Source organism: Citrobacter sp. Cu096 (assembly GCF_030332285.1).
Taxonomy (GTDB): Bacteria; Pseudomonadota; Gammaproteobacteria; order Enterobacterales; family Enterobacteriaceae; genus Citrobacter; species Citrobacter meridianamericanus.
In genome coordinates, this window is record NZ_JAOWID010000028.1 from 134,237 (window position 1) to 156,722 (window position 22,486).

A 22,486-nucleotide genomic window follows, 5' to 3' on the forward strand; every position below is an offset into this window, starting at 1 on the left:
TATGATTCTTTTAAATATCAATCAAACAGACTATTTAACACCGATAAAAGACATACCATACTACACTGACTTCATCTCAAAATACGCCCATATAACAATTACTTGTAGCGTTTCCCAGGGAATACTCATCCCTATACATAAAAATGAAAAAGATGCATTAGATGCAGATGTGACAGCATTCATAAATACAATTCCAGAAGATTCTAAAAAAAGAAGAAAGATATATAGAGAATATGCAAAAGGTTCCCATCTAGATGTGGGCAATATGATTCAAGAAAATGAAAGCAGAACATTTGCATCTGACTACTTCATAGGTGAAGCGAATAAAAACAATATATCCCCTCGAGAGTTAGTATTAAGAACTTTAAATTGCAGTGTATTTTTGCAGTATTACTTCCTATTGGAGGAAACTTTAAAAAATTTATTCTTAGAGACGAATAAATCTTATGATCCTAAAAAAATAAAAGGTTCACAAGCAATAACTCTTTGTTTAAATAGAAGGTTGAATAATTTTAAAAACAAAGATAAATTTCTCAAATCAATATCTGAAAGAAGTAAGTTTTTCACAACATGGAAAACATTGTCACTAACATGGGATTTATTGACACTTATAAGGAATAGGTGTGTTCACTATAACAACACATACGATACTATGGCAATCACCAGATTAAACAATAGCATAGATTTAATACTTGGAGAATTAAATAAATCAGAAGGGGGTAACTTGACTGCTTTATTCTTCATGAACTCTATGGAAGATATAGTCAGTCACATAGAAGAAAATGGATATATATTATTTGGTAATACATTAGAAAATATAATAAGAAATACATCTATATTTATAATTGAATCATTATATTTATGTGAAATAGAGTAATTTTCACACTTCACTTTATGCTCAAGGGATCGCCGCAAGGTTTTATTTTCGCAGCGATCTTTTCAACAGAAGAACATTTCTAATGAGCCAACAAATAGACATTTCCATTAATCTTTAACACACTATGCAACAGCAAAGTTGTAATGTCCGTTCTGCGTTAAGTTAATATGTGCGTCACGTAGATTCGCTATCGAGGGATTCTGATGGGATCTCATGCAGCGGAGTTTTTTACTTTGGATGAAGTTAACGGACTCAAAATCATTCAGGATGTTGTCGACCGGCGTTTGACCACACAAATGGCTGCACAGCGATTGGGCATATCCGATCGCCAAAGCCGACGTCTTCTTCCACGTTACCGCAAACATGATCCGCTTGGTATGACTAACCGTCAATGTGGAAAAACCAGAAATAACAAGCTTCCCGAAGGTCTTGCCCGGTATGCACTCAACACAATTCGTGAAAACTATACCGAATTCGATAATAATTTTTAAACTTAGGTTGCCATGAAGGTATCATCTGGCAAACATCATACTCAGAAATTATAACTTTGTTCACCACCAACTCCATCTTTATTAAATTATAATTTATTGTTCTTACTATTCTTGAACAAAATCGTCTCAAAATGCAAAGGTGTAGTATCTGCTCGTATTACAAGCGATTACAACTTTATCCTGCATGATATTATGTTCAACTTTTCACTCCCACAAAAGACTGATGGTAGATAAAAATTCCGATGTGACGTCCGCTTCTGGCACCACAGCGACATCTCAGCTGCTGCTCTGGTTGATTGGCCTTGCAGAGATGTCAACATGACGGTATATCTAACTTCAATGTTAGCCTCCTACACACTATCGGACGATTACCACTTATCCCATGGCTGCAAATAAAACCGGACTGCTGATCCACTTCGACGAAAACAGACGGCGAGATCTCATTCAAGAAAAGGTCGAAGGTAGTTACGAGCCTTTTTCGGACGCATTGAGCGTCCACGACTGGGAAATAGGGCAACTCAGCATTGCCCTCCTGTGCTTTTCAGATACAACAATCGACTACATCGCGTTGGCGAAGAAGGGAAAGCGCGTAGTTACCTCAAAGTCCCGAGTTGAGTTTTCTAGCACAGTAGCCCTTAATAGCATCTCTATTCAAGCCCTCGAATCGAAGCTTTCTGTTCACCTTCAACGCTACTTCATCAAGGCATCACAGGGCTTAGGTGGCGTCATCCCTGAAGGCACATGGTTAGCGCTAGTCGAAGCCATCAAGTCTGAGCGCCCGAGCCTCGCTGGTGATATTGATCGGCTTCTCTCCCTTCGTCGCTACTCTGGATTTCGCCTCCACGGCGAATCCGCAGAGATACTCCTTCAAGAGCGAGAGGCTATTGGCATCTCTCTCGACATTTTCTCTGGAAGCAACCAACTCCGTGAGCGTGTGTTGAGCGAATGGGCACCCTATGAAGGCTCAGTGGAACAGATCAATGAGACCGAAGCCACGGCGACACTGACGAATCTTGAGTCTGGGCAATCAGCATTCCTAACAGGCATACCACAACGCTATCTACAAGAAGAGTCGGCGATTCAACACGACCTCTTCAACTGGCCTGGAATGACTCCCATGCATCAAGCCGGGGTATCTATATTCGAGCAAGGTGGGCGCAGGCTGCAAGTCAACTACGCGAATCGGAACGACCTTGAGCACACGCTTGGGGTAGATCTGATTTACTACAACGAACCGTACGAGCTGTTCGTTCTAGTTCAGTACAAACTGATGCGTGAGGAAGGCGATCGGGTCTTGTATCGGCCCGATGCACAGCTTGCTCAAGAGTTGGTGAGGATGGATGACTTTTATAACTTGACCCGATCTGCCGCCGCAATCCGATCACACAACGAATACCGCTTGAGTGACGACGGATTCATGGTGAAATTGGTGCCAAATAAGGGGCTTAGACCTGCATCTGGCGAACTGATAAAGGGCATGTATGTACCGCGTGAGTACATGCATTTTCTCTTAGGCCCAAATGGTCCGAAAGGCCCTCAGGGCGGCTCCCAGATCACCTTCGAAGGAGCGCCCAGGTACCTTACGAACTCGCAGTTCGCAGCGAGCGTCAATGCAGGCTGGATTGGCTCCCGAGGAGTCCAGTCGCAGACTGTTAGAAACATGATTCAAAGCTTCTATGAAACGGGCAAAGCACTCGTGGTCGCTTATGAGTCCGAGTGACTAGCCAAGACCGTGCTGCCTGCAAGTGACCAACCCTTCAATCGAAAGAGCGTAGGCCGATTGCTTTCATACGTCGAATTCGACTAGGCGAACGATAGCACCTGGCACAGGGCTGCTGTTGCAGCCCTGACAACCTTAGACTTCAATCGATTCAGAGATCTCTAACGCATCATCTACTTCAATGCCCAGATAACGGACTGTGCTTTCCAGTTTCTTATGGCCCAACAGAAGTTGGATCACCCGAAGATTCTTGGTTTTCTTGTAGATCAGGTAAGGTTTTGTTCTTCTCATGGAATGTGTGCTGTAAAGCGAATCTTCGAGACCAAGCTTTTCTACCCACCCATGAAAAATTCGGTTGTATTGCCGGGTAGATATGGGCTGGTTAGTTCCGACTCGAGACCGAAACAAGAAGTCTTTACTATGCAAATTGCCAAGCTTTATCAATGCAGCAACAGCTTCTCTTGTTCCTTTGGTTATCTCAAACTGCACAGGGCTACCGGTTTTCTGTTGCAACACCGTAGCTCTGCTTGAAACAGAGCTACCATATGCAACATCAGATACTTTGAGTTTTACCAGGTCACAGCCTCGTAGCTTACTGTCCAAGGCCATATTGAACAGAGCTAAATCGCGCGTTTTACCTTCCAGTTCAAGCCGGATTCGGATCCCCCAGATATGAGATATCTGAAGTGGTCTTTTTTGGCCGATGATACGGTCTTTGTTCCACGGTGACGTGTTCATACTCAAATCTCCTGCAATGTGGGAGATTTGAGTATGGTTGTCCCTTATGAGCGAGTAGCGGACGTCAAAATGATAGTGGCGGCACATTCTGCCAAATTAAACATAACACCCAAGCAGCGAACCACTCATGAATTTGCATCAAAATAAATGAAACGAGAAAAAACAATATGCTATAATAAACATAAATAACAACAAGTTAAAGGAGATTTTATGTTTGCTTACGAATGGGCTTTCTTTGATAAGAACGGCAATAGGCTTCCCTCGATAGTAACAACCGAACAGCGGACTTATGCTGCAGGTGATGTTAAACACTACAATGGCAAAAACTATAAAATTGTTTACAGGATCACTGATCGAGTGACTACAGATAGTGACCTTAACATTGCTGTTGAAGTTTGATATTTACCACAACGCTTCTTGCCCAACGGACATAAGAAAGCCCGCATAGTGCGGGCTTTTCGTTTTTTGCCTGATAATAGTAAAACCTGTGAAAGTTAATACTATTCCTTACCTGACCGCGAACGACAAGGCTTACAAAGGCTCTGCGGCGCCAGATTACCGTTGAGCATTCTAAAACCAAATTTAGCCTCAAGTTCTGAAGCATTCTCAGCCACGGTATTATCTGGACACCCCTGACCGTTGCGGCAATGGTGAGGCATTTCAATAACATTTGCGTTACTCATTAATTCCACCTCTTTTAAATTTTATTTTGACTTCGCCTACATTTTCGGCACCACGATTGGTTAGAGATTCTTCCCTGAATACTTCTGACACCGAATTGCTCATCAATCTCTTCAAAAGTTGAAGCTATCAGACCACAACAAGGACATTGATGCGGTAACTGAATGCTATTTTTTGGCTCCAGCCGTAGTTTAATTTCCGCCATTAAGACCTCTGTTGGAACAGCAGACAGATTGGGTATGACCTCGTTCCTTTCAACAGAAGAATCAATGTAGGAGGCCAAACATGCTCGGGTCTCTTCACTGAAACGATTACTACTTGTTCCCCTGGCAATAGAGCCAAGAAACTCTGGAGAAATACGCCCAATACGTTCGCTAAATGACTTCCATGTCAAATTCAGACGCAACTTTTCGTCTTTCAGGTAGTCCTGCAGCTCGCTTGTTGCTACATAAACCCCATGCTCAACTTCAATGAAAAATTTACTCATCTTAACCACCATGGTTTGCCAATAACAAACTAGCAAACTGAAATTAATCCTACTTTAAAACATCTTTGTTGGCAAGTGTTCAGATATATATTCGAAACTGCAACAAGTGTTATGACCTCCAATTTTCCATAGCATCTCTTACCCCCACCCAGAAAGGCCCTTAGCGCGCTTTTGCGGCGAACAGGGCGTTTCTGACAGTTTTTTTCCGCCCAAATCCTGAAAAACATCCTTCATAACTCCAGCATGTCAGCATGACTATGTAGTTAGATCCGTTTTCCATGGATTAGTGCATGCAGCTGTCGGAAATGTCTGCTTCTGGCACAAAGCGGCCCCTCTCCCCTGTTATCGTTTCGCGTATCAACCGCAGCATCCTGGAAAATTATGCATTACTGCGAGGCGCCTTCCTGTTTCCTCCTGCCAGCATTTTCCCTTACTCCCCATTTTTTTATTCTCTGGTCTCAACGTGTCAATTCAGAATGTAGTTTATAAAATACATGGAACGTAATAATGGAAATTCTTCAGACCACGGTTTTCCAACGCTGGGAGCAGAATCTACGGGATCGCAGGGCCAAAACGCTCATTGCCGCACGCCTTTTCCGACTGGCGAATGGTTTAGCTGGCGATGTTAAACCTGTTGAGGAATGCTCGCCCGTTCACTGGACTATCAGGAGACATTCCGCCATGAATAAGCTTACTCAGTACGATCCCGCTGCTGCGCTAGTTGATGATGAAGAAATTGCTGTATTTATGGCGGATGCCCTCGAAACAGGCGAAGCAACGTACATTGCAAAAGCGTTGGGCGTGGTGGCACGCGCGAAGGGAATGGCGAACATCGCGGCAGAAACGGGATTATCCCGCGAACAACTCTATCGCTCGTTTAGTGAGAAAGGAAATCCGACGCTGAAAAACCACGTTGGCTGTGATGAAGGCGCTCGGTATTGGATTGACACTTAAAAAATAGCCATAGCTTCTGTGCCCCTTCCAACATCGTGAGCCATATCAGTAAGGCGTCAGGCTGATAGTGGTAGCATTAGCGCGGTTTGTAATTTTCTGATTACAGGGAGAAATGATGGAACTGCTTTTATTGAGTAACTCGACGCTGCCGGGCAAAGGATGGATGGAACATGCGCTGCCGCTGATTGCTGAGCAACTGAATGGTCGCCGTACGGCGGTGTTTATTCCGTTCGCCGGCGTGACGCAAACCTGGGATGAGTACACGGCGAAAACGGCAGCCATCTTTGCGCCAATGGGCGTCAATGTTACAGGCATTCATACCGTTGCCGATCCGATTGCTGCCATTGAAAATGCAGAGCTGGTGATTGTCGGCGGGGGTAATACCTTCCAGTTGCTGAAAGAGAGCCGCGAGCGTGGGCTGCTGTCGCCGATTGTCGATGTCGTCAAGCGCGGGGCGCTGTACATTGGCTGGAGCGCGGGTTCCAACCTTGCCTGCCAGACCATCCGCACCACCAATGACATGCCAATTGTCGATCCCAAAGGCTTTGATGCGCTGGGTCTGTTCCCGCTGCAGATTAACCCACATTTCACCAACGCGCTGCCGGAAGGTCACAAAGGTGAAACACGTGAACAGCGTATTCGCGAGCTGCTGGTGGTTGCGCCAGAGCTGACGGTGATTGGCTTGCCGGAAGGTAACTGGATTAAGGTAAGCAACGGTCAATCTGTGCTCGGCGGCCCGAACACCACATATATCTTTAAAGCGGGTGAAGAGGCGGTTGCCGTTGAGGCGGGTCACTGCTTTTAATTGATTGGTTGTCTGATGCCGGATAAGCGCAGTGCCATCCGGCATTGACTCAGTTAGTAATCGTCGCGCTCATCATCTTCATCCGGCTGCTCCAGCACGCTGTAGGCCACGGAGCAAAACAGCGAGTTCAGACGCTGCATATCACCCAACAACGCCAGATGCAGGGAACTGGTCTCGATGCTTTGCACGTTCTGCTGATGCAGTCGGTCAACGTGCGCGTGCGAATAACGACGGTTGAGAATACGGAAACGGTGCTTGCTGCGGCGTAGACGACGGGCACTGGTCACATCGCCCGAGAAGAACACCGACATCGCCAGTTGCAGATTGCTGAGCAGCTGATCGTAAAGCGCATCCAGCTCTTTCAGCCCTTCCACAGAGAATGCCCGACGGGCGGCCAGCGACTTATCAGCAATCTCACTCCCCATACGTTCGACGATATCGGATGCCTGTTCGAGGTTGAGCGACATTTCGATAATCTCCGCCCAACGGCGTGACTCCTCTTCCGCCAGTTCATCCTTTGGCATCCGCGCCAGATAGAGCTTAATCGCCGTGTACAGCACGTTGATGTCATCCGCCATCCTGCGCAACTCTTTCTCTTCGCGCGGCTCGCCGTGCATCACCTTCTTCAACCCGTCCATCATCTGTTCCATCGCATCACCGATGCGCAGCGCTTCGCGGGCGGCATTGGCGAGAGCGAGCGTTGGCGTATCCAGCGCGCTGACGTCCAGATGCTTGGGCTTCAGATGCGCGTCCAGCTCCGGTTCATCGCGGATGATGCGCTTACAAAAACGCGCCATCGGTTCAGCGAACGGTACCATCGCCACACAGCGTACCAGGTTGTAGAAGACGTGGAAGTAGATAACCAGTTCGGATTTCGGCAGCGGTAGCTCATCCATCAAATTCGCCAACGGATGAACAAACGGCAGGATAATCAGGCTGCCCACCAGCTTAAACAGCAGACTGCCGAGCGCCACACGACGGGCAGCAGCATTCGCAGCACTGTTGTTGAGCATCGCCAACAGACCAGAGCCGAGGTTGGCACCAATCACCAGACACAACGCTACCGGGAACGAGATAATGCCTGCGGCGGTCAGCGTAGCCGTCAGCAGTACCGCCGCCAGGCTGGAGTAACTGATAATCGCAAACATGGCGCCAATCAGCGCATCCAGCATGATATCGCCGGTAAGTGAGGCGAAAATAACCTGTACGCCGTTAGCCTGGGTGATCGGCGTTACCGCCTGCACAATCAGCTCCAGTGCCAGTAAAATCAATCCCAGCCCAATGCCGACCCGCCCAAGTTGTCCCACGCGGGACTGTTTCCGTCCGAGAAAGAAGATCACGCCGATAAAAATCAGCAGCGGCGACAGCCAGGAGAGATCGAAGGTCAGGATACGCGCCATCAGCGCGGTCCCCACGTCGGCACCGAGCACAATCACCAGCGCAGGAGTGAGCGCCACGAGATCCTGCGCGACAAACGAAGTCACCAGCATGGTGGTAGCGTTACTGCTTTGCACCAGGGCAGTGACGCCGATGCCAGCACAGAAGGCGAGCGGTTTCTTTTCAACGCTACGGCTGAGTACGGTGCGTAAACGAGCGCCGAAGACGCGCATCACGCCGGTACGCACAATATGCGTACCCCAAACCAGCATCGCGACGGCAGAAAGCAGGTGTAACAGAGTTAACACGGAATCAGGTACTCCTTATCGTTATATGTTCCTGAGGCCGAAGCCTTCTTTCAGTATAAGGGTTTAAACGTAATAAAGAGACAGGGCACTCATTGAGTGCCCTGTTTGTTGTAAATAAAGATGACAGTTTTGTGGCTCAGTCAGCGTCGTAACCCAGATTAGGCGCTAACCAACGCTCGACTTCCGCCACGCTCATGCCTTTACGGAAGGCGTAATCTTCAACCTGATCGCGCTGAATTTGCGCCACGGCGTAGTACTTGCTGTCCGGATGACTGAAATACCAACCGGATACCGATGCACCAGGCCACATCGCGAAGGATTCGGTGAGCTTCATTCCAGTGTGCGTCTCCACATCCAGCAGTTCCCAGATGGTGGCCTTTTCGGTATGTTCCGGGCACGCCGGATAGCCCGGTGCCGGGCGAATGCCCTGGTAGTTTTCGCGGATCAGCTCTTCATTACTGAGGTTCTCATTCGCCGCATAGCCCCAGTAGACTTTACGCACGCGCTCGTGCAGGTATTCTGCGAAGGCTTCCGCCAGACGGTCAGCGATCGCTTTCACCATAATCTTGTTGTAGTCGTCATGCTGGGCTTCGAAGGCGTCCGCCAGCGCATCTTCCTCCAGACCACCGGTAACTGCGAAAGCCCCAATGTAATCTGCTTTGCCACTCAGTTTCGGCGCGACAAAGTCAGACAAGCAGTAGTTGGCGAAACCGACTTTCTCCGTCTGCTGACGCAGGTGATGGCTCACGTTGATGACGTGCGTCCGCGTCTCGTCACGGTAAATCTCGATGTCATCGCCGACACGGTTGGCCGGGAACAACCCCACCACGCCACGCGGATTCAGGGTCTTCTCTGCGCTGAGTTTATCCAGCATGTCGTTGGCGTCTTTGAACAGGCGCTTCGCCTCTTCACCCACCACTTCATCCTCGAGAATGCGCGGATATTTTCCCGCCAGCGACCAGGTCATAAAGAACGGCGTCCAGTCGATGTAGTTACGCAGCGTTTCGATGCTGGCTTCGACTGACTGTACGCCGAGGCGGTGCGCCACCGGCGGGGTGTAATTTTCCCAGTCAAACGCCAGATCGTTTTCACGCGCGGCAGCCAGCGTTACCGGCGGGGTACGCGGTTTCTTACGCGCATGCTGGATACGCACGGTTTCGTACTCTTTACGCGTACGAGCGACAAAGTCATCGCGCTGAGTGTCAGAGAGTAGCGCGGCCACTACGCCTACGGTACGCGAGGCGTTCTGTACGTACACCGTCGGGCCGCTGTAGTTCTGCTCAATTTTCACCGCCGTGTGCGCTTTCGAGGTGGTCGCGCCGCCAATCAGCAGCGGAATAGTGAAGCCCTGACGCTCCATCTCTTTCGCTACGTTGACCATTTCATCCAGCGACGGGGTAATCAGCCCGGACAGGCCGATCAGATCGGCATTCACTTCACGCGCGGTTCTGAGGATTTTCTCCGCGGGTACCATCACGCCAAGGTCGACGATTTCGTAGTTGTTGCACTGCAGCACCACGCCGACGATGTTTTTACCGATGTCGTGCACGTCGCCCTTCACGGTCGCGATGACCATTTTGCCATTGCTGGAGCCTTTCTCTTTGCTGGCTTCGATGTACGGTTCGAGGTAGGCCACCGCCTGCTTCATCACGCGGGCGGATTTCACCACCTGCGGCAGGAACATTTTGCCCTCGCCGAACAGGTCGCCAACCACGTTCATGCCGTCCATCAATGGCCCTTCAATCACCTCGATCGGACGCGCGGCCTGCCGGCGCGCTTCTTCGGTATCCAGTTCAATAAATTCGGTTATGCCTTTCACCAGCGAGTATTCGAGGCGTTTTTTCACGTCCCAACTGCGCCATTCCGCCATCTGGGCATTGGCAGTCTCGTCGGTTTTGCTCCCGCGATATTTCTCGGCCAGCTCCAGCAGACGCTCGGTGCCATCGTCACGACGATTGAGGATCACATCTTCAACCGCATCACGCAGCTCGGCGGGCAGGTCGTCATAGATCGCCAGTTGTCCGGCGTTGACGATCCCCATATCCATGCCGTTGCGAATGGCGTAGTAGAGGAATACCGCATGAATGGCTTCACGTACCGGGTCGTTGCCACGGAACGAGAACGACACGTTAGAAACGCCGCCGGAGATCAGCGCATGCGGCAGTTCGCGTTTGATGTCTTCACAGGCACCGATAAAGTCCTGCGCGTAGTTGTTGTGTTCCTCAATGCCGGTCGCGACCGCGAAGATGTTCGGGTCAAAGATAATATCTTCCGGTGGGAAGCCGACTTCTTCGGTCAAAATTTTGTAGGCGCGACGACAGATCTCAATTTTGCGCGCGCGTGTGTCGGCCTGGCCCAGCTCGTCAAAGGCCATCACCACCACTGCCGCACCGTAGCGACGCAGCAGCTTCGCGTGATGAATAAAGGTCTCAACCCCCTCTTTCATCGAAATGGAGTTAACGATGCCTTTGCCCTGAATGCACTTCAGCCCTTTTTCGATAACGTCCCATTTTGAGGAGTCGATCATGATCGGCACCCGGGCGATATCCGGTTCACCGGCAATCAGGTTAAGGAAACGAACCATCGCCGCTTCGGCGTCGAGCATCCCCTCATCCATGTTGATATCGATAATCTGTGCGCCGCTTTCTACCTGCTGGCGGGCGACGTCCAGCGCCTCGCTGTATTTCTCTTCTTTGATCAGGCGCTTAAACTTCGCTGAGCCGGTAACGTTGGTCCTTTCGCCGACGTTCACAAACAGGCTGTCATCGCCGATATTCAGCGGTTCGAGGCCAGACAGGCGGCAGGCCACCGGGATTTCCGGCAGTTTGCGCGGCGGCAGCCCGTCCACTGCGCGGCTCATGGCGGCGATGTGTTCCGGCGTGGTGCCGCAGCAGCCGCCAACAATATTCAGGAAGCCCGCTTCGGCCCACTCGCGAATTTGCGCCGCCATAGTGTCGGCATCAAGATCGTATTCGCCAAAGGCGTTCGGCAGCCCGGCGTTCGGGTGTGCGGTAACGTAGCATTCGGCAATACGCGACAGTTCCTGCACATACTGGCGCAGTTCATCCGGCCCTAAGGCGCAGTTCAGACCAAAAGTCAGCGCGTCGGCGTGGCGCAGCGAGTTATAAAACGCTTCGGTGGTTTGACCGGAGAGCGTACGGCCAGAAGCGTCGGTGATGGTGCCGGAGAGCATAATCGGCAGCTCAACGCCCAGCGCTTCAAATTCGGTTTTTACCGCGAAAATAGCGGCTTTGGCATTCAGGGTATCAAATACAGTTTCAATCAGGATCAGGTCACTGCCGCCTTCCACTAGCGCTTTGGTGGATTCCCGGTAGGCGGCCACCAGCTGATCAAAGGTAATATTGCGGTAAGCCGGGTCGTTGACGTCGGGCGATATAGACGCCGTACGGTTGGTTGGGCCAAGCACGCCCGCGACGTAGCGCGGTTTATTTGGCGTACGCGCCGTCCATTCGTCTGCTGCCGCGCGCGCCAGTTTGGCTGCCGCAAAGTTGATTTCCGCCGACAGGGATTCCATCTGGTAATCCGCCATGGCGATAGTCGTGGAGTTAAAAGTGTTGGTCTCGATGATATCCGCACCCGCCTCGAAGTAGGCGTTGTGAATCGCAGCGATCACTTCCGGTTTGCTGAGCACCAGCAGGTCGTTGTTGCCTTTCAGATCGCACGGCCAGTCGGCAAAGCGTTCGCCGCGGAAATCCTCTTCACTCAGACGATATCCCTGGATCATGGTGCCCATACCGCCGTCCAGCACCAGAATACGTTCATTTAACTGCTGACGTAATTGTTCAACTTTGCTGCTCACACTCGCTCCCGACAACGCTCAACCAGACCGAAAAAAACTCAACAGACCATACTGGCACAAACCTGAGAGGCGGAAAAGAGAACAACGGCCAACATGAGACATGTTCAGCTTCACTCATCCGATCAGTACAGGAATTCTTGCATTATATTTGAATAAAACGAAAATGATTTCCACGATACAGAAAAGGAGTCTGCCATGGTTGCCCCCGTTCCCGCGAAACGCGGTAGAAAACCCGCCGCTACCACTGCGCCCGCAACCGGGCAGGTTCAGTCCCTGACGCGCGGCCTGAAACTGCTCGAGTGGATTGCGGAATCCAACGGCAGCGTGGCGCTGACCGAGCTGGCGCAGCAGGCCGGCCTGCCAAACTCCACGACTCACCGATTATTGACCACCATGCAGCAGCAGGGATTTGTTCGTCAGGTCGGTGAATTAGGGCATTGGGCCGTGGGCGCGCATGCGTTTATTGTCGGCAGCAGCTTTCTGCAAAGTCGCAATCTGCTGGCGATTGTCCACCCAATACTGCGCAAACTGATGGAAGATTCCGGTGAAACGGTCAACCTCGCCGTGCTGGATCAAAGCGACCATCAGGCGATTATTATCGACCAGGTGCAGTGTACCCAACTGATGCGCATGTCTGCACCCATCGGCGGCAAACTGCCGATGCACGCCTCCGGTGCGGGTAAAGCGTTTTTATCCCAGCTGAGCGAAGAACAGGTGACTGGGCTGCTGCACCGTAAAGGGCTGCACGCATACACCCACGCCACGCTGGTGTCGCCGGTGCATCTGAAAGAGGATCTCGCCCAGACGCGTAAGCGCGGGTATTCCTTTGATGATGAGGAACATGCGCTGGGCCTGCGCTGCGTGGCATCATGCATTTATGACGAGCACCGCCAGCCGTTTGCCGCCATTTCCATCTCCGGTCCGATTTCGCGCATTACCGACGATCGCGTGACCGAGTTTGGCGCCATGGCGATCAAAGCGGCGAAAGAAGTAACGCTGGCGTATGGCGGCTTTCGCTAAGATGGCATTGCCGGGTTGCGGCTACGCCTTACCCGGCTTACGGTCGGTTTCATAACGCACACAAAACCGCTGCTTGCGCCGATAGGCGTAAACATCTTCCACATGCCCTTCACGGATCCGCGTTTGCAAACCCCGCCAGTAGTCGGCGTTGAATAAGTCAGCGTGCATCTCTTCAAATAGCGGACCAATACGCGGGTCAGCACACAGCCAGTGGCGAAACTCTTCCGGGAAAACATCCCCTGGAGATACGCTGTACCACGGTTCAGCGCTCATCTCATCTTCCGGGTAACGCGGTGGCGGGATATGGCGGAAATTCACCTCCGTCATATAGCAAATTTCGTCGTAGTCATAGAACACCACGCGCCCGTGGCGGGTCACGCCAAAGTTTTTAAACAACATATCGCCGGGAAAAATATTGGCGGCGGCCAGCTGACGAATCGCGTTGCCGTACTCTTCAATGGCATCGCGCAGTTGCTGGCCTTCGACCTGCTCCAGCCAGATATTCAGCGGCACCATGCGCCGTTCGATATACAAATGGCGAATGACAATCTGATCGCCGAGATCGGTAATTTTGTCCGGGGCTTCCTGTAGCAACAGCGCCATCAGCGCCGGGGCGATTTGCCGTTTATCCAGCACAAAGTTTTCGAACTCCTGGGTGTCAGCCATTCGCCCAACGCGATCGTGCTCTTTGACCAGTTGATAACAAGCGCGGACGTGGGCTGCAGACATCTCTTTTTGCGGGGCAAATTTATCTTTGATGATTTTAAACACCCGATCAAAGCCCGGCAGGGTAAACACCAGCATGACCATGCCGCGGATCCCCGGCGCTTCGATAAATTGCTCATCGCAATGGGCAAGATACAGCAGATATTCACGGTAGCTTTCGGTTTTGGCGTGCTTCTGACAGCCAATCGCCATATACAATTCCGCGGTGGTTTTACCGGGCAGGATCTCGCGCAGCCACTCCACCAGTGCGGCCGGCAACGGTGCATACACCATGAAATAGGAACGGGCAAAGCCAAACACAATGCTCGCCTCCGCCGTCGTGGTCAGGCAGGTATCGACAAACAATTCACCTTCGTCTGTCCGGTGAATTGGCAATAAAAACGGCAGCGTCCCGGAAGGGGTAATCAGCTTACCGACCAGCCAGGCGGCCTTATTACGATAAAACAGTTCATTCGCCACCTGTAAATGGCAGCCCTGCAACACATTCGCACCGAGGGTTTCGGTCAGGTGCTCAATGATGTAGTGGATATCCCGATGTTTGTTCTGCCACGGTAGACGCAAGGGCAGATCGCTAAGGACGCGTGTGAGCAGCCACTCCCAACCTGAATCAGGGAAAAAGTCTTTCGCCAGCGGGCGTGGGATCGTGCGAAAACGGCGCTCTGGCTGAGAACTGAAAATAAACAGCCGCTCGGGAGTCAGCGAGCGGTGGTCAAATAACCGGCAGTAAACGGAGTTAAAAAAGCTCTCCGCAATCTCGAAGCGCGGGTAATCCGGCAATAGCCGGGTGTAATGCTCTTTCACGCGAAGTAAAAAATCCGCATCAGTGCTTTTACCGTCAGTAATGCAGCGCAACTGCTCCACCACCAGACCGACGTGATGATCATAAAGGTGAATACGGCTTTTCATCGCCTGCTGAACCGCATGCCAGTCGGCATGTTCAAAACGCTGCTGCGCGCCGGAGGTGACTTCCAGAAAACGCCCGTATTGGGCGTCGAAACCTTGCAAAATCGTCTGAGCAATCAGTAATTCCAGGCCACGCGTCATTGATTTCTCCCATCCGGCACAACGTCATGCCGGATGGCGCATTCGCTTATCCGGCCTACATCCCTTCGTAGGCCCGGTAAGCGCAGCGCCACCGGGCATTGATCAAAACTGCGATTCTTCAGTCGAGCCGGTCAGTGCGGTCACCGAGGAAGTACCGCCCTGAATGATGGTGGTAACTTTATCGAAGTAACCAGTGCCCACTTCCTGCTGATGGGATACAAAGGTGTAACCGTCTTTCGCCGCCGCAAATTCTGGCTGCTGAACCTTCTCAACGTAGTGGCGCATGCCTTCACCCTGCGCATAGGAGTGTGCGAGGTCGAACATGTTGAACCACATGCTGTGGATGCCCGCCAGGGTAATGAACTGATATTTGTATCCCATATCTGACAGCTGCTGCTGGAAGCTGGCAATGGTTTTATCATCCAGGTTTTTCTGCCAGTTAAACGACGGTGAACAATTGTAGGCCAGCAGTTTGCCAGGGAATTTGGCATGAATAGCATCGGCAAAGCGCTTCGCCAGTTCGAGGTCCGGCGTGGAGGTTTCACACCACACCAGATCCGCATACGGTGCGTAGGCCAGACCACGGCTAATCGCCTGCTCAATACCCGCATGTGTACGGTAGAACCCTTCACTGGTGCGTTCGCCGGTGATGAACTCGCTGTCGTAGGGATCGCAATCAGAAGTAATCAGGTCGGCTGCGTCAGCATCGGTACGCGCAATCACCAGCGTCGGAACGCCCATAACGTCGGCCGCCAGACGGGCCGCCACCAGTTTCTGGATAGCTTCCTGAGTCGGTACCAGCACTTTGCCACCCATATGACCGCATTTTTTCACCGATGCGAGCTGATCTTCGAAGTGAACGGCCGCTGCACCAGCCTCAATCATCGACTTCATCAGTTCAAACGCGTTCAGTACACCGCCAAAACCCGCTTCCGCATCGGCAACGATCGGCAGGAAGTAATCCACATAGCGCGGATCGTTCGGTTCAATACCGGTTGACCATTGGATCTGATCGGCGCGACGGAATGTGTTGTTGATTCGATCCACCACTGCCGGGACGGAGTTCGCCGGATACAGCGATTGATCCGGGTACATGCTTGACGCCAGGTTGGCATCTGCCGCCACCTGCCAGCCTGAAAGGTAGACCGCCTCAATACCGGCTTTCGCCTGCTGCAGCGCCTGGCCGCCGGTCAGCGCACCGAGGCTGTTGATATACCCTTTCTTCGATTCACCGTGCAGCAAACGCCACATTTTCGCCGCGCCAAGCTGTGCCAGCGTGCATTCCGGGTTGACCGAGCCACGTAATTTCACCACTTCCTCCGCGCTATATGGGCGGGTAATGCCTTCCCAACGCGGTTGAGTCCATTCTTTCTGTAATTCTTCGATTTGTTGAGTACGGGTTTTCATGTGCAGATGCTCCATATTGTTATGTGGTGGATTACGCAAGCAGGCGGTAACCTGGCAGGGTGAGGAAGTCGATTAAGTCATCTGATGTGGTGATTTGCTCCATCAGGCGCGCGGCATCGTCAAAACGTCCGCTGCTGTAGCGGTGTTCGCCCAGCTCGTCCTGAATCACCAGCATCTCTTCGGCCAGCATCTGGCGGAACAGCGGTTTGGTCACCGGTTTGCCATTGCTGAGCGTTTTCTGGTGGTGGATCCACTGCCAGATGGAGGTACGGGAGATTTCGGCTGTGGCCGCATCTTCCATCAGACCGTAAATCGGTACGCAGCCATTACCGGAGATCCACGCTTCGATGTACTGCACTGCGACACGGATGTTGGCGCGCATACCTTCCTCAGTACGCTCACCTTCACAAGGTGCCAGCAGTTGTTCTGCGGTAATCGGCGCATCTTCTTCACGGGTCACGAACAGCTGATTTTTGTTTTCACCGAGCACGTCGTTGAACACCGCCATTGCGGTATCAGCCAGTCCCGGATGAGCAATCCATGTGCCGTCATGACCGTTATTGGCTTCCAGCGCTTTGTCCGCTTTTACCTTGGTCAGCACCTGGTTGTTACGTTCTGCATCTTTGCTGGGAATGAACGCCGCCATACCGCCCATCGCGAACGCGCCGCGTTTATGGCAGGTTTTAATCAGCAGGCGTGAATAGGCGCTGAGGAATGGCTTATCCATCGTCACCACCTGACGGTCCGGCAACACGCGATCCGGGTGGTTCTTCAGCGTTTTGATATAGCTGAAAATGTAGTCCCAGCGACCGCAGTTCAGGCCGACAATATGGTCTCGCAGCGCGTGCAGAATTTCGTCCATCTGGAAGACGGCCGGCAGAGTTTCAATCAGCAAAGTCGCTTTGATGGTGCCGCGCGGCAGATTAAAGCGATCTTCTGCATAGCTGAACACTTCGCTCCACCATGCTGCTTCTTGCCAGGCCTGCGTTTTTGGCAGGTAGAAGTAAGGGCCGCTACCTTTTGCCAGCAACGTTTTGTAGTTGTGGAAGAAATAGAGGGCAAAGTCAAACAGGCTGCCCGGGATGGATTCACCACGCCAGGTGACGTGTTTTTCCGGCAAGTGCAGACCACGAACGCGACACACCAACAGGGCCGGATTGGGTTTAAGTTGATAAATTTTACCGGCTTCGTTGGTGTAACTAATGGTGCCATTGACCGCATCGCGCAGGTTGATCTGCCCATCGATTACTTTGCTCCACTCAGGAGCCAGCGAATCTTCAAAATCAGCCATAAAGACTTTGACATTTGCGTTCAGCGCGTTGATGACCATCTTGCGCTCAACAGGCCCGGTTATCTCTACGCGGCGATCCAGTAAATCATCAGGAATACCGCGAATTTTCCAGTCGCCCTCACGAATGGAAGCCGTTTCCGAAATAAAATCAGGCAACTTACCGTCATCAATATCCTGCTGCTGCTGGATACGTGCAGCCAGAAGTTTATTGCGTTTTGGTGTAAATCTTGTCACCAATTCGGTCAGAAACTCCACCGCTTCAGCGGTCAGAATCTGTTGCTCCTGTTCGCCACGCGGCCTGGTGAAGACCAGTTCATCGGTTGTCGTTGCCTGTTGATTCATTGCGTAGTTCCTCGTCATTGATCCAAACACATCCCCAATGCGAACGAAGGATCGTTGTGCGGTTTTCGTTCAGCACAACTAAGACTACTCATTTAATTTTCAAAATCAAAAACAATTTCCATTTTTAATTTAAATATTAATTAACTCATTGATAACAATATAAATAAAATTTAATTACATGATGAGGTGCATTTCGGAAATAAAAAAGGCACCCGAAGGTGCCTGATTCAACATGCTGAAACGCTTAAGGATCGTCTGCTACAGAAGATTAATCCAGCGTTGGATTCATGTGACGCAGATCATATGGCGTGATCTGGTAGACGTAATAGTTGAGCCAGTTAGTAAACAACAGATTGCCGTGGCTACGCCAGGTTGCCCGCGGTTTGTTTTGCGGGTCATCTTTCGGGAAGTAGTTATAGGGTACTTCCGGCATTAGGCCCGCTTCGACATCACGAAAATACTCACTGCCGAGCGTATGAGCGTCATACTCAGGATGACCCGTCACAAAGGCAATTCGTTTATCTTTGCTGGCAAACAGGTAAGCATCTCCCTCTTCTGTCTCGGCAAAAATCTCGAGATCGGTGTAGTCCCGGATAAGTGCAGCAGGAAAATCGGCATAGCGCGAATGCGGAGCCAGGAACGCATCATCAAATCCACGCGTCAGTAGTGCATGTGGGTGCAGAATATGATGCTCATAAACGCCTGAGAGTTTATCTGTACGGGTTTGCTTAGGAATTCCGTACAGGATATTCAGCGCGGCTTGTACCGCCCAACAGACAAATAGCGTCGAGGTAACGTGATCTTTGGCCCATTCAAGCACTTGTTTAATCTGCGGCCAGTAAGCCACGTCATTAAATTCAACCAGACCCAACGGCGCGCCGGTCACGATCAGTCCGTCAAAGTTCTGATCGCTGATATCCTCGAAATTACAGTAAAAGTTATTCAGATGCTCCGTAGGAGTGTTGCGTGACTCCCGGGCATCGATGCGCAATAGCTGAACATCTACCTGTAGCGGTGAGTTAGACAGTAAGCGCAGGAACTGGTTTTCCGTTTCAATCTTCTTGGGCATCAGGTTGAGGATGAGCACCTTCAGTGGTCGAATTTCCTGACCGGAAGCGCGGGATGTCGTCATGACAAAGACGTTTTCCTCACGCAAGAAATTGACGGCGGGTAGCTCGTCCTGCACGCGAATTGGCATAACCTGATAACCTCACTACATACGTTTAAACGTTTAGACATCCAGACAGCTGAAGATACCCAGGAATCATGCGAATGTCGAGCCTGCATCCTCAAGTTGAGAAAGTTTCACGGCCCCTTGCTGTAGAATAGTGCAGTAAAGAAAAAAGGAGAATGCTATGCCCTTTACCATTCGTCGTTCGCGTAAGGACGAAGGCGATAAGCTCGTATCTATCTGGTGTCGTTCAGTCGATGCGACGCACCATTTTCTCTCACCGGATTATCGCATTGAGCTGGAAGAGCTGGTACGTTCATTTTTACCAGAAGCTCCACTATGGGTTGCAGTGACAGAACAAGATGAGCCTATCGCCTTTATGCTTCTGACCGATCAGCATATGGATGCCCTGTTCGTCGACCCGGATGCACGTGGTCGTGGTATTGGTAAGTTACTCATTGAACATGCTTTATCAATGACTTCAATGCTAACGACCAACGTTAATGAACAGAATGAGCAGGCGGTTGGATTCTATAAAAAGATGGGATTTAACGTGACGGGACGGACAGAAGTGGACGATCTCGGACGACCGTACCCGTTACTCAGCCTCGTACACGGCTAGCCGTACTTCCGGACGCCGCAGCCGGCGGATTTCACGGCGCACAGACGCAAAAAAGCCCATCCGGCAGGATGGGCTTTTTCACTTTATTTGATGCCTGGCAGTTCCCTACTCTCGCATGGGGAGACCCCACACTACCATCGGCGCTACGGCGTTTCACTTCTGAGTTCGGCATGGGGTCAGGTGGGACCACCGCGCTACAGCCGCCAGGCAAATTCTGTTTATCAACACACTTTTTAGTCTGTCGATGTCATCTGTATCAGGCTGAAAATCTGTCTCTTCGCCAAAACATCTTCGGCGTTGTAAGGTTAAGCCTCACGGTTCATTAGTATCGGTTAGCTCAATGTATCGCTACACTTACACACCCGACCTATCAACGTCATCGTCTTTAACGTTCCTTCAGGAGACTTAAAGTCTCAGGGAGAACTCATCTCGGGGCAAGTTTCGTGCTTAGATGCTTTCAGCACTTATCTCTTCCGCATTTAGCTACCGGGCAATGCCATTGGCATGACAACCCGAACACCAGTGATGCGTCCACTCCGGTCCTCTCGTACTAGGAGCAGCCCCCCTCAATTCTCCAGCGCCCACGGCAGATAGGGACCGAACTGTCTCACGACGTTCTAAACCCAGCTCGCGTACCACTTTAAATGGCGAACAGCCATACCCTTGGGACCTACTTCAGCCCCAGGATGTGATGAGCCGACATCGAGGTGCCAAACACCGCCGTCGATATGAACTCTTGGGCGGTATCAGCCTGTTATCCCCGGAGTACCTTTTATCCGTTGAGCGATGGCCCTTCCATTCAGAACCACCGGATCACTAAGACCTGCTTTCGCACCTGCTCGAGCCGTCACTCTCGCAGTCAAGCTAGCTTATGCCTTTGCACTAACCTCCTGATGTCCGACCAGGATTAGCTAACCTTCGTGCTCCTCCGTTACTCTTTAGGAGGAGACCGCCCCAGTCAAACTACCCACCAGACACTGTCCGCAACCCGGATCACGGGTCAACGTTAGAACACCAGCCATTAAAGGGTGGTATTTCAAGGTTGGCTCCACGCAGACTGGCGTCCACGCTTCAAAGCCTCCCACCTATCCTACACATCAAGGACCAGTGTTCAGTGTCAAGCTATAGTAAAGGTTCACGGGGTCTTTCCGTCTTGCCGCGGGTACACTGCATCTTCACAGCGAGTTCAATTTCACTGAGTCTCGGGTGGAGACAGCCTGGCCATCATTACGCCATTCGTGCAGGTCGGAACTTACCCGACAAGGAATTTCGCTACCTTAGGACCGTTATAGTTACGGCCGCCGTTTACCGGGGCTTCGATCAAGAGCTTCTCCTTACGGATAACCCCATCAATTAACCTTCCGGCACCGGGCAGGCGTCACACCGTATACGTCCACTTTCGTGTTTGCACAGTGCTGTGTTTTTAATAAACAGTTGCAGCCAGCTGGTATCTTCGACTGATTTCAGCTCCACGGGTAAACCGCTTCACCTACATATCAGCGTGCCTTCTCCCGAAGTTACGGCACCATTTTGCCTAGTTCCTTCACCCGAGTTCTCTCAAGCGCCTTGGTATTCTCTACCTGACCACCTGTGTCGGTTTGGGGTACGATTTCGTGTTACCTGATGCTTAGAGGCTTTTCCTGGAAGCAGGGCATTTGTCACTTCAGCACCGTAGTGCCTCGTCATCACACCTCAGCGTTAAAAGGTACCGGATTTACCTGGAACCTCCGCCTACATGCTTAAACCGGGACAACCGTCGCCCGGCCAACATAGCCTTCTCCGTCCCCCCTTCGCAGTAACACCAAGTACAGGAATATTAACCTGTTTCCCATCGACTACGCCTTTCGGCCTCGCCTTAGGGGTCGACTCACCCTGCCCCGATTAACGTTGGACAGGAACCCTTGGTCTTCCGGCGTGCGGGTTTTTCACCCGCATTATCGTTACTTATGTCAGCATTCGCACTTCTGATACCTCCAGCATGCCTCACGACACACCTTCAACGGCTTACAGAACGCTCCCCTACCCAACAACACATAGTGTCGCTGCCGCAGCTTCGGTGCATGGTTTAGCCCCGTTACATCTTCCGCGCAGGCCGACTCGACCAGTGAGCTATTACGCTTTCTTTAAATGATGGCTGCTTCTAAGCCAACATCCTGGCTGTCTGTGCCTTCCCACATCGTTTCCCACTTAACCATGACTTTGGGACCTTAGCTGGCGGTCTGGGTTGTTTCCCTCTTCACGACGGACGTTAGCACCCGCCGTGTGTCTCCCGTGATAACATTCTTCGGTATTCGCAGTTTGCATCGGGTTGGTAAGTCGGGATGACCCCCTAGCCGAAACAGTGCTCTACCCCCGAAGATGAGTTCACGAGGCGCTACCTAAATAGCTTTCGGGGAGAACCAGCTATCTCCCGGTTTGATTGGCCTTTCACCCCCAGCCACAAGTCATCCGCTAATTTTTCAACATTAGTCGGTTCGGTCCTCCAGTTAGTGTTACCCAACCTTCAACCTGCCCATGGCTAGATCACCGGGTTTCGGGTCTATACCCTGCAACTTAACGCCCAGTTAAGACTCGGTTTCCCTTCGGCTCCCCTATACGGTTAACC

Annotated in this window: 14 protein-coding genes, 2 rRNA genes and 2 pseudogenes; 8 read left to right on the forward strand and 10 right to left on the reverse strand. The window is 51.3% G+C overall.

Going from position 1 to position 22,486, the window contains the following annotated elements; all coding sequences use genetic code 11:
• Position 1: 1 nt before the first annotated feature.
• The 3 genes and pseudogenes from OGX99_RS12800 to OGX99_RS12810 all read left to right on the forward strand — a co-directional run bounded on the left by OGX99_RS12800 (position 2) and on the right by OGX99_RS12810 (position 3,088).
• Positions 2 to 877 (forward strand): hypothetical protein, encoded by an 876-nt coding sequence (locus OGX99_RS12800; protein ID WP_286543729.1) that lies wholly within the window; start codon positions 2 to 4, stop codon positions 875 to 877.
• 203 nt (positions 878 to 1,080) lie between these two features.
• Positions 1,081 to 1,353 (forward strand): annotated as a pseudogene (locus OGX99_RS12805) (ISNCY family transposase); the annotation flags it as partial.
• A gap of 397 nt (positions 1,354 to 1,750) precedes the next feature.
• Positions 1,751 to 3,088: a hypothetical protein gene (locus OGX99_RS12810; protein WP_094169438.1), complete on the forward strand. Its 1,338-nt coding sequence runs from the start codon at positions 1,751 to 1,753 to the stop codon at positions 3,086 to 3,088.
• Between the two features lie 135 nt (positions 3,089 to 3,223).
• Here OGX99_RS12810 and OGX99_RS12815 read toward each other — a convergent pair whose 3' ends face one another.
• Positions 3,224 to 3,826, reverse strand: a complete 603-nt coding sequence (locus OGX99_RS12815; protein ID WP_039316117.1) for a site-specific integrase — start codon at positions 3,824 to 3,826, stop codon at positions 3,224 to 3,226.
• 210 nt (positions 3,827 to 4,036) lie between these two features.
• Between OGX99_RS12815 and OGX99_RS12820 the strand changes: the two genes are divergently transcribed.
• Positions 4,037 to 4,225: a hypothetical protein gene (locus tag OGX99_RS12820; protein ID WP_286543742.1), complete on the forward strand. Its 189-nt coding sequence runs from the start codon at positions 4,037 to 4,039 to the stop codon at positions 4,223 to 4,225.
• 298 nt (positions 4,226 to 4,523) lie between these two features.
• On the opposite strand, the gene OGX99_RS12825 is transcribed toward OGX99_RS12820, so the two are convergent.
• On the reverse strand, positions 4,524 to 4,994 hold the full coding sequence (locus OGX99_RS12825) for a hypothetical protein (RefSeq protein WP_094169439.1): 471 nt from the start codon (positions 4,992 to 4,994) through the stop codon (positions 4,524 to 4,526).
• A 681-nt stretch (positions 4,995 to 5,675) separates the two neighbouring features.
• Between OGX99_RS12825 and OGX99_RS12830 the strand changes: the two are divergent.
• Positions 5,676 to 5,955 (forward strand): annotated as a pseudogene (locus OGX99_RS12830) (addiction module antidote protein).
• Positions 5,956 to 6,063: 108 nt separating this feature from the next.
• Positions 6,064 to 6,753, forward strand: a complete 690-nt coding sequence (gene pepE, locus OGX99_RS12835; RefSeq protein ID WP_151218102.1) for a dipeptidase PepE — start codon at positions 6,064 to 6,066, stop codon at positions 6,751 to 6,753.
• A gap of 53 nt (positions 6,754 to 6,806) precedes the next feature.
• On the opposite strand, the gene OGX99_RS12840 is transcribed toward pepE, so the two are convergent.
• Both OGX99_RS12840 and metH read right to left on the reverse strand, forming a co-directional pair.
• A complete protein-coding gene (locus OGX99_RS12840) occupies positions 6,807 to 8,438 on the reverse strand; it encodes a Na/Pi cotransporter family protein (RefSeq protein WP_003031618.1) in 1,632 nt (543 codons plus the stop codon).
• 136 nt (positions 8,439 to 8,574) lie between these two features.
• Positions 8,575 to 12,258 (reverse strand): methionine synthase, encoded by a 3,684-nt coding sequence (gene metH, locus OGX99_RS12845; protein WP_286543747.1) that lies wholly within the window; start codon positions 12,256 to 12,258, stop codon positions 8,575 to 8,577.
• A gap of 195 nt (positions 12,259 to 12,453) precedes the next feature.
• Here metH and iclR point away from each other — a divergent pair, with 195 nt between their 5' ends.
• A complete protein-coding gene (gene iclR, locus OGX99_RS12850; RefSeq protein WP_003031613.1) occupies positions 12,454 to 13,278 on the forward strand; it encodes a glyoxylate bypass operon transcriptional repressor IclR in 825 nt (274 codons plus the stop codon).
• Between the two features lie 21 nt (positions 13,279 to 13,299).
• Here iclR and aceK read toward each other — a convergent pair whose 3' ends face one another.
• The 4 genes from aceK to metA all read right to left on the reverse strand — a co-directional run bounded on the left by aceK (position 13,300) and on the right by metA (position 19,286).
• Positions 13,300 to 15,048: a bifunctional isocitrate dehydrogenase kinase/phosphatase gene (gene aceK / locus OGX99_RS12855; RefSeq protein WP_286543750.1), complete on the reverse strand. Its 1,749-nt coding sequence runs from the start codon at positions 15,046 to 15,048 to the stop codon at positions 13,300 to 13,302.
• Between the two features lie 102 nt (positions 15,049 to 15,150).
• On the reverse strand, positions 15,151 to 16,455 hold the full coding sequence (gene aceA / locus OGX99_RS12860) for an isocitrate lyase (protein WP_016155323.1): 1,305 nt from the start codon (positions 16,453 to 16,455) through the stop codon (positions 15,151 to 15,153).
• 31 nt (positions 16,456 to 16,486) lie between these two features.
• Entirely contained in the window at positions 16,487 to 18,088 is a 1,602-nt protein-coding gene (aceB, locus tag OGX99_RS12865; RefSeq protein WP_187253996.1) for a malate synthase A, read from the reverse strand.
• A 268-nt stretch (positions 18,089 to 18,356) separates the two neighbouring features.
• Positions 18,357 to 19,286: a homoserine O-acetyltransferase MetA gene (metA, locus tag OGX99_RS12870; protein ID WP_151224594.1), complete on the reverse strand. Its 930-nt coding sequence runs from the start codon at positions 19,284 to 19,286 to the stop codon at positions 18,357 to 18,359.
• A 157-nt stretch (positions 19,287 to 19,443) separates the two neighbouring features.
• Between metA and OGX99_RS12875 the strand changes: the two genes are divergently transcribed.
• Positions 19,444 to 19,881, forward strand: a complete 438-nt coding sequence (locus OGX99_RS12875) for an acetyltransferase (protein ID WP_252838904.1) — start codon at positions 19,444 to 19,446, stop codon at positions 19,879 to 19,881.
• 92 nt (positions 19,882 to 19,973) lie between these two features.
• Here OGX99_RS12875 and rrf read toward each other — a convergent pair.
• Together rrf and OGX99_RS12885 are read right to left on the reverse strand one after the other, a co-directional pair.
• Positions 19,974 to 20,089: ribosomal RNA gene (rrf, locus tag OGX99_RS12880) — 5S ribosomal RNA — on the reverse strand.
• 93 nt (positions 20,090 to 20,182) lie between these two features.
• A 23S ribosomal RNA gene (locus tag OGX99_RS12885) occupies positions 20,183 to 22,486 on the reverse strand; the annotation flags it as partial.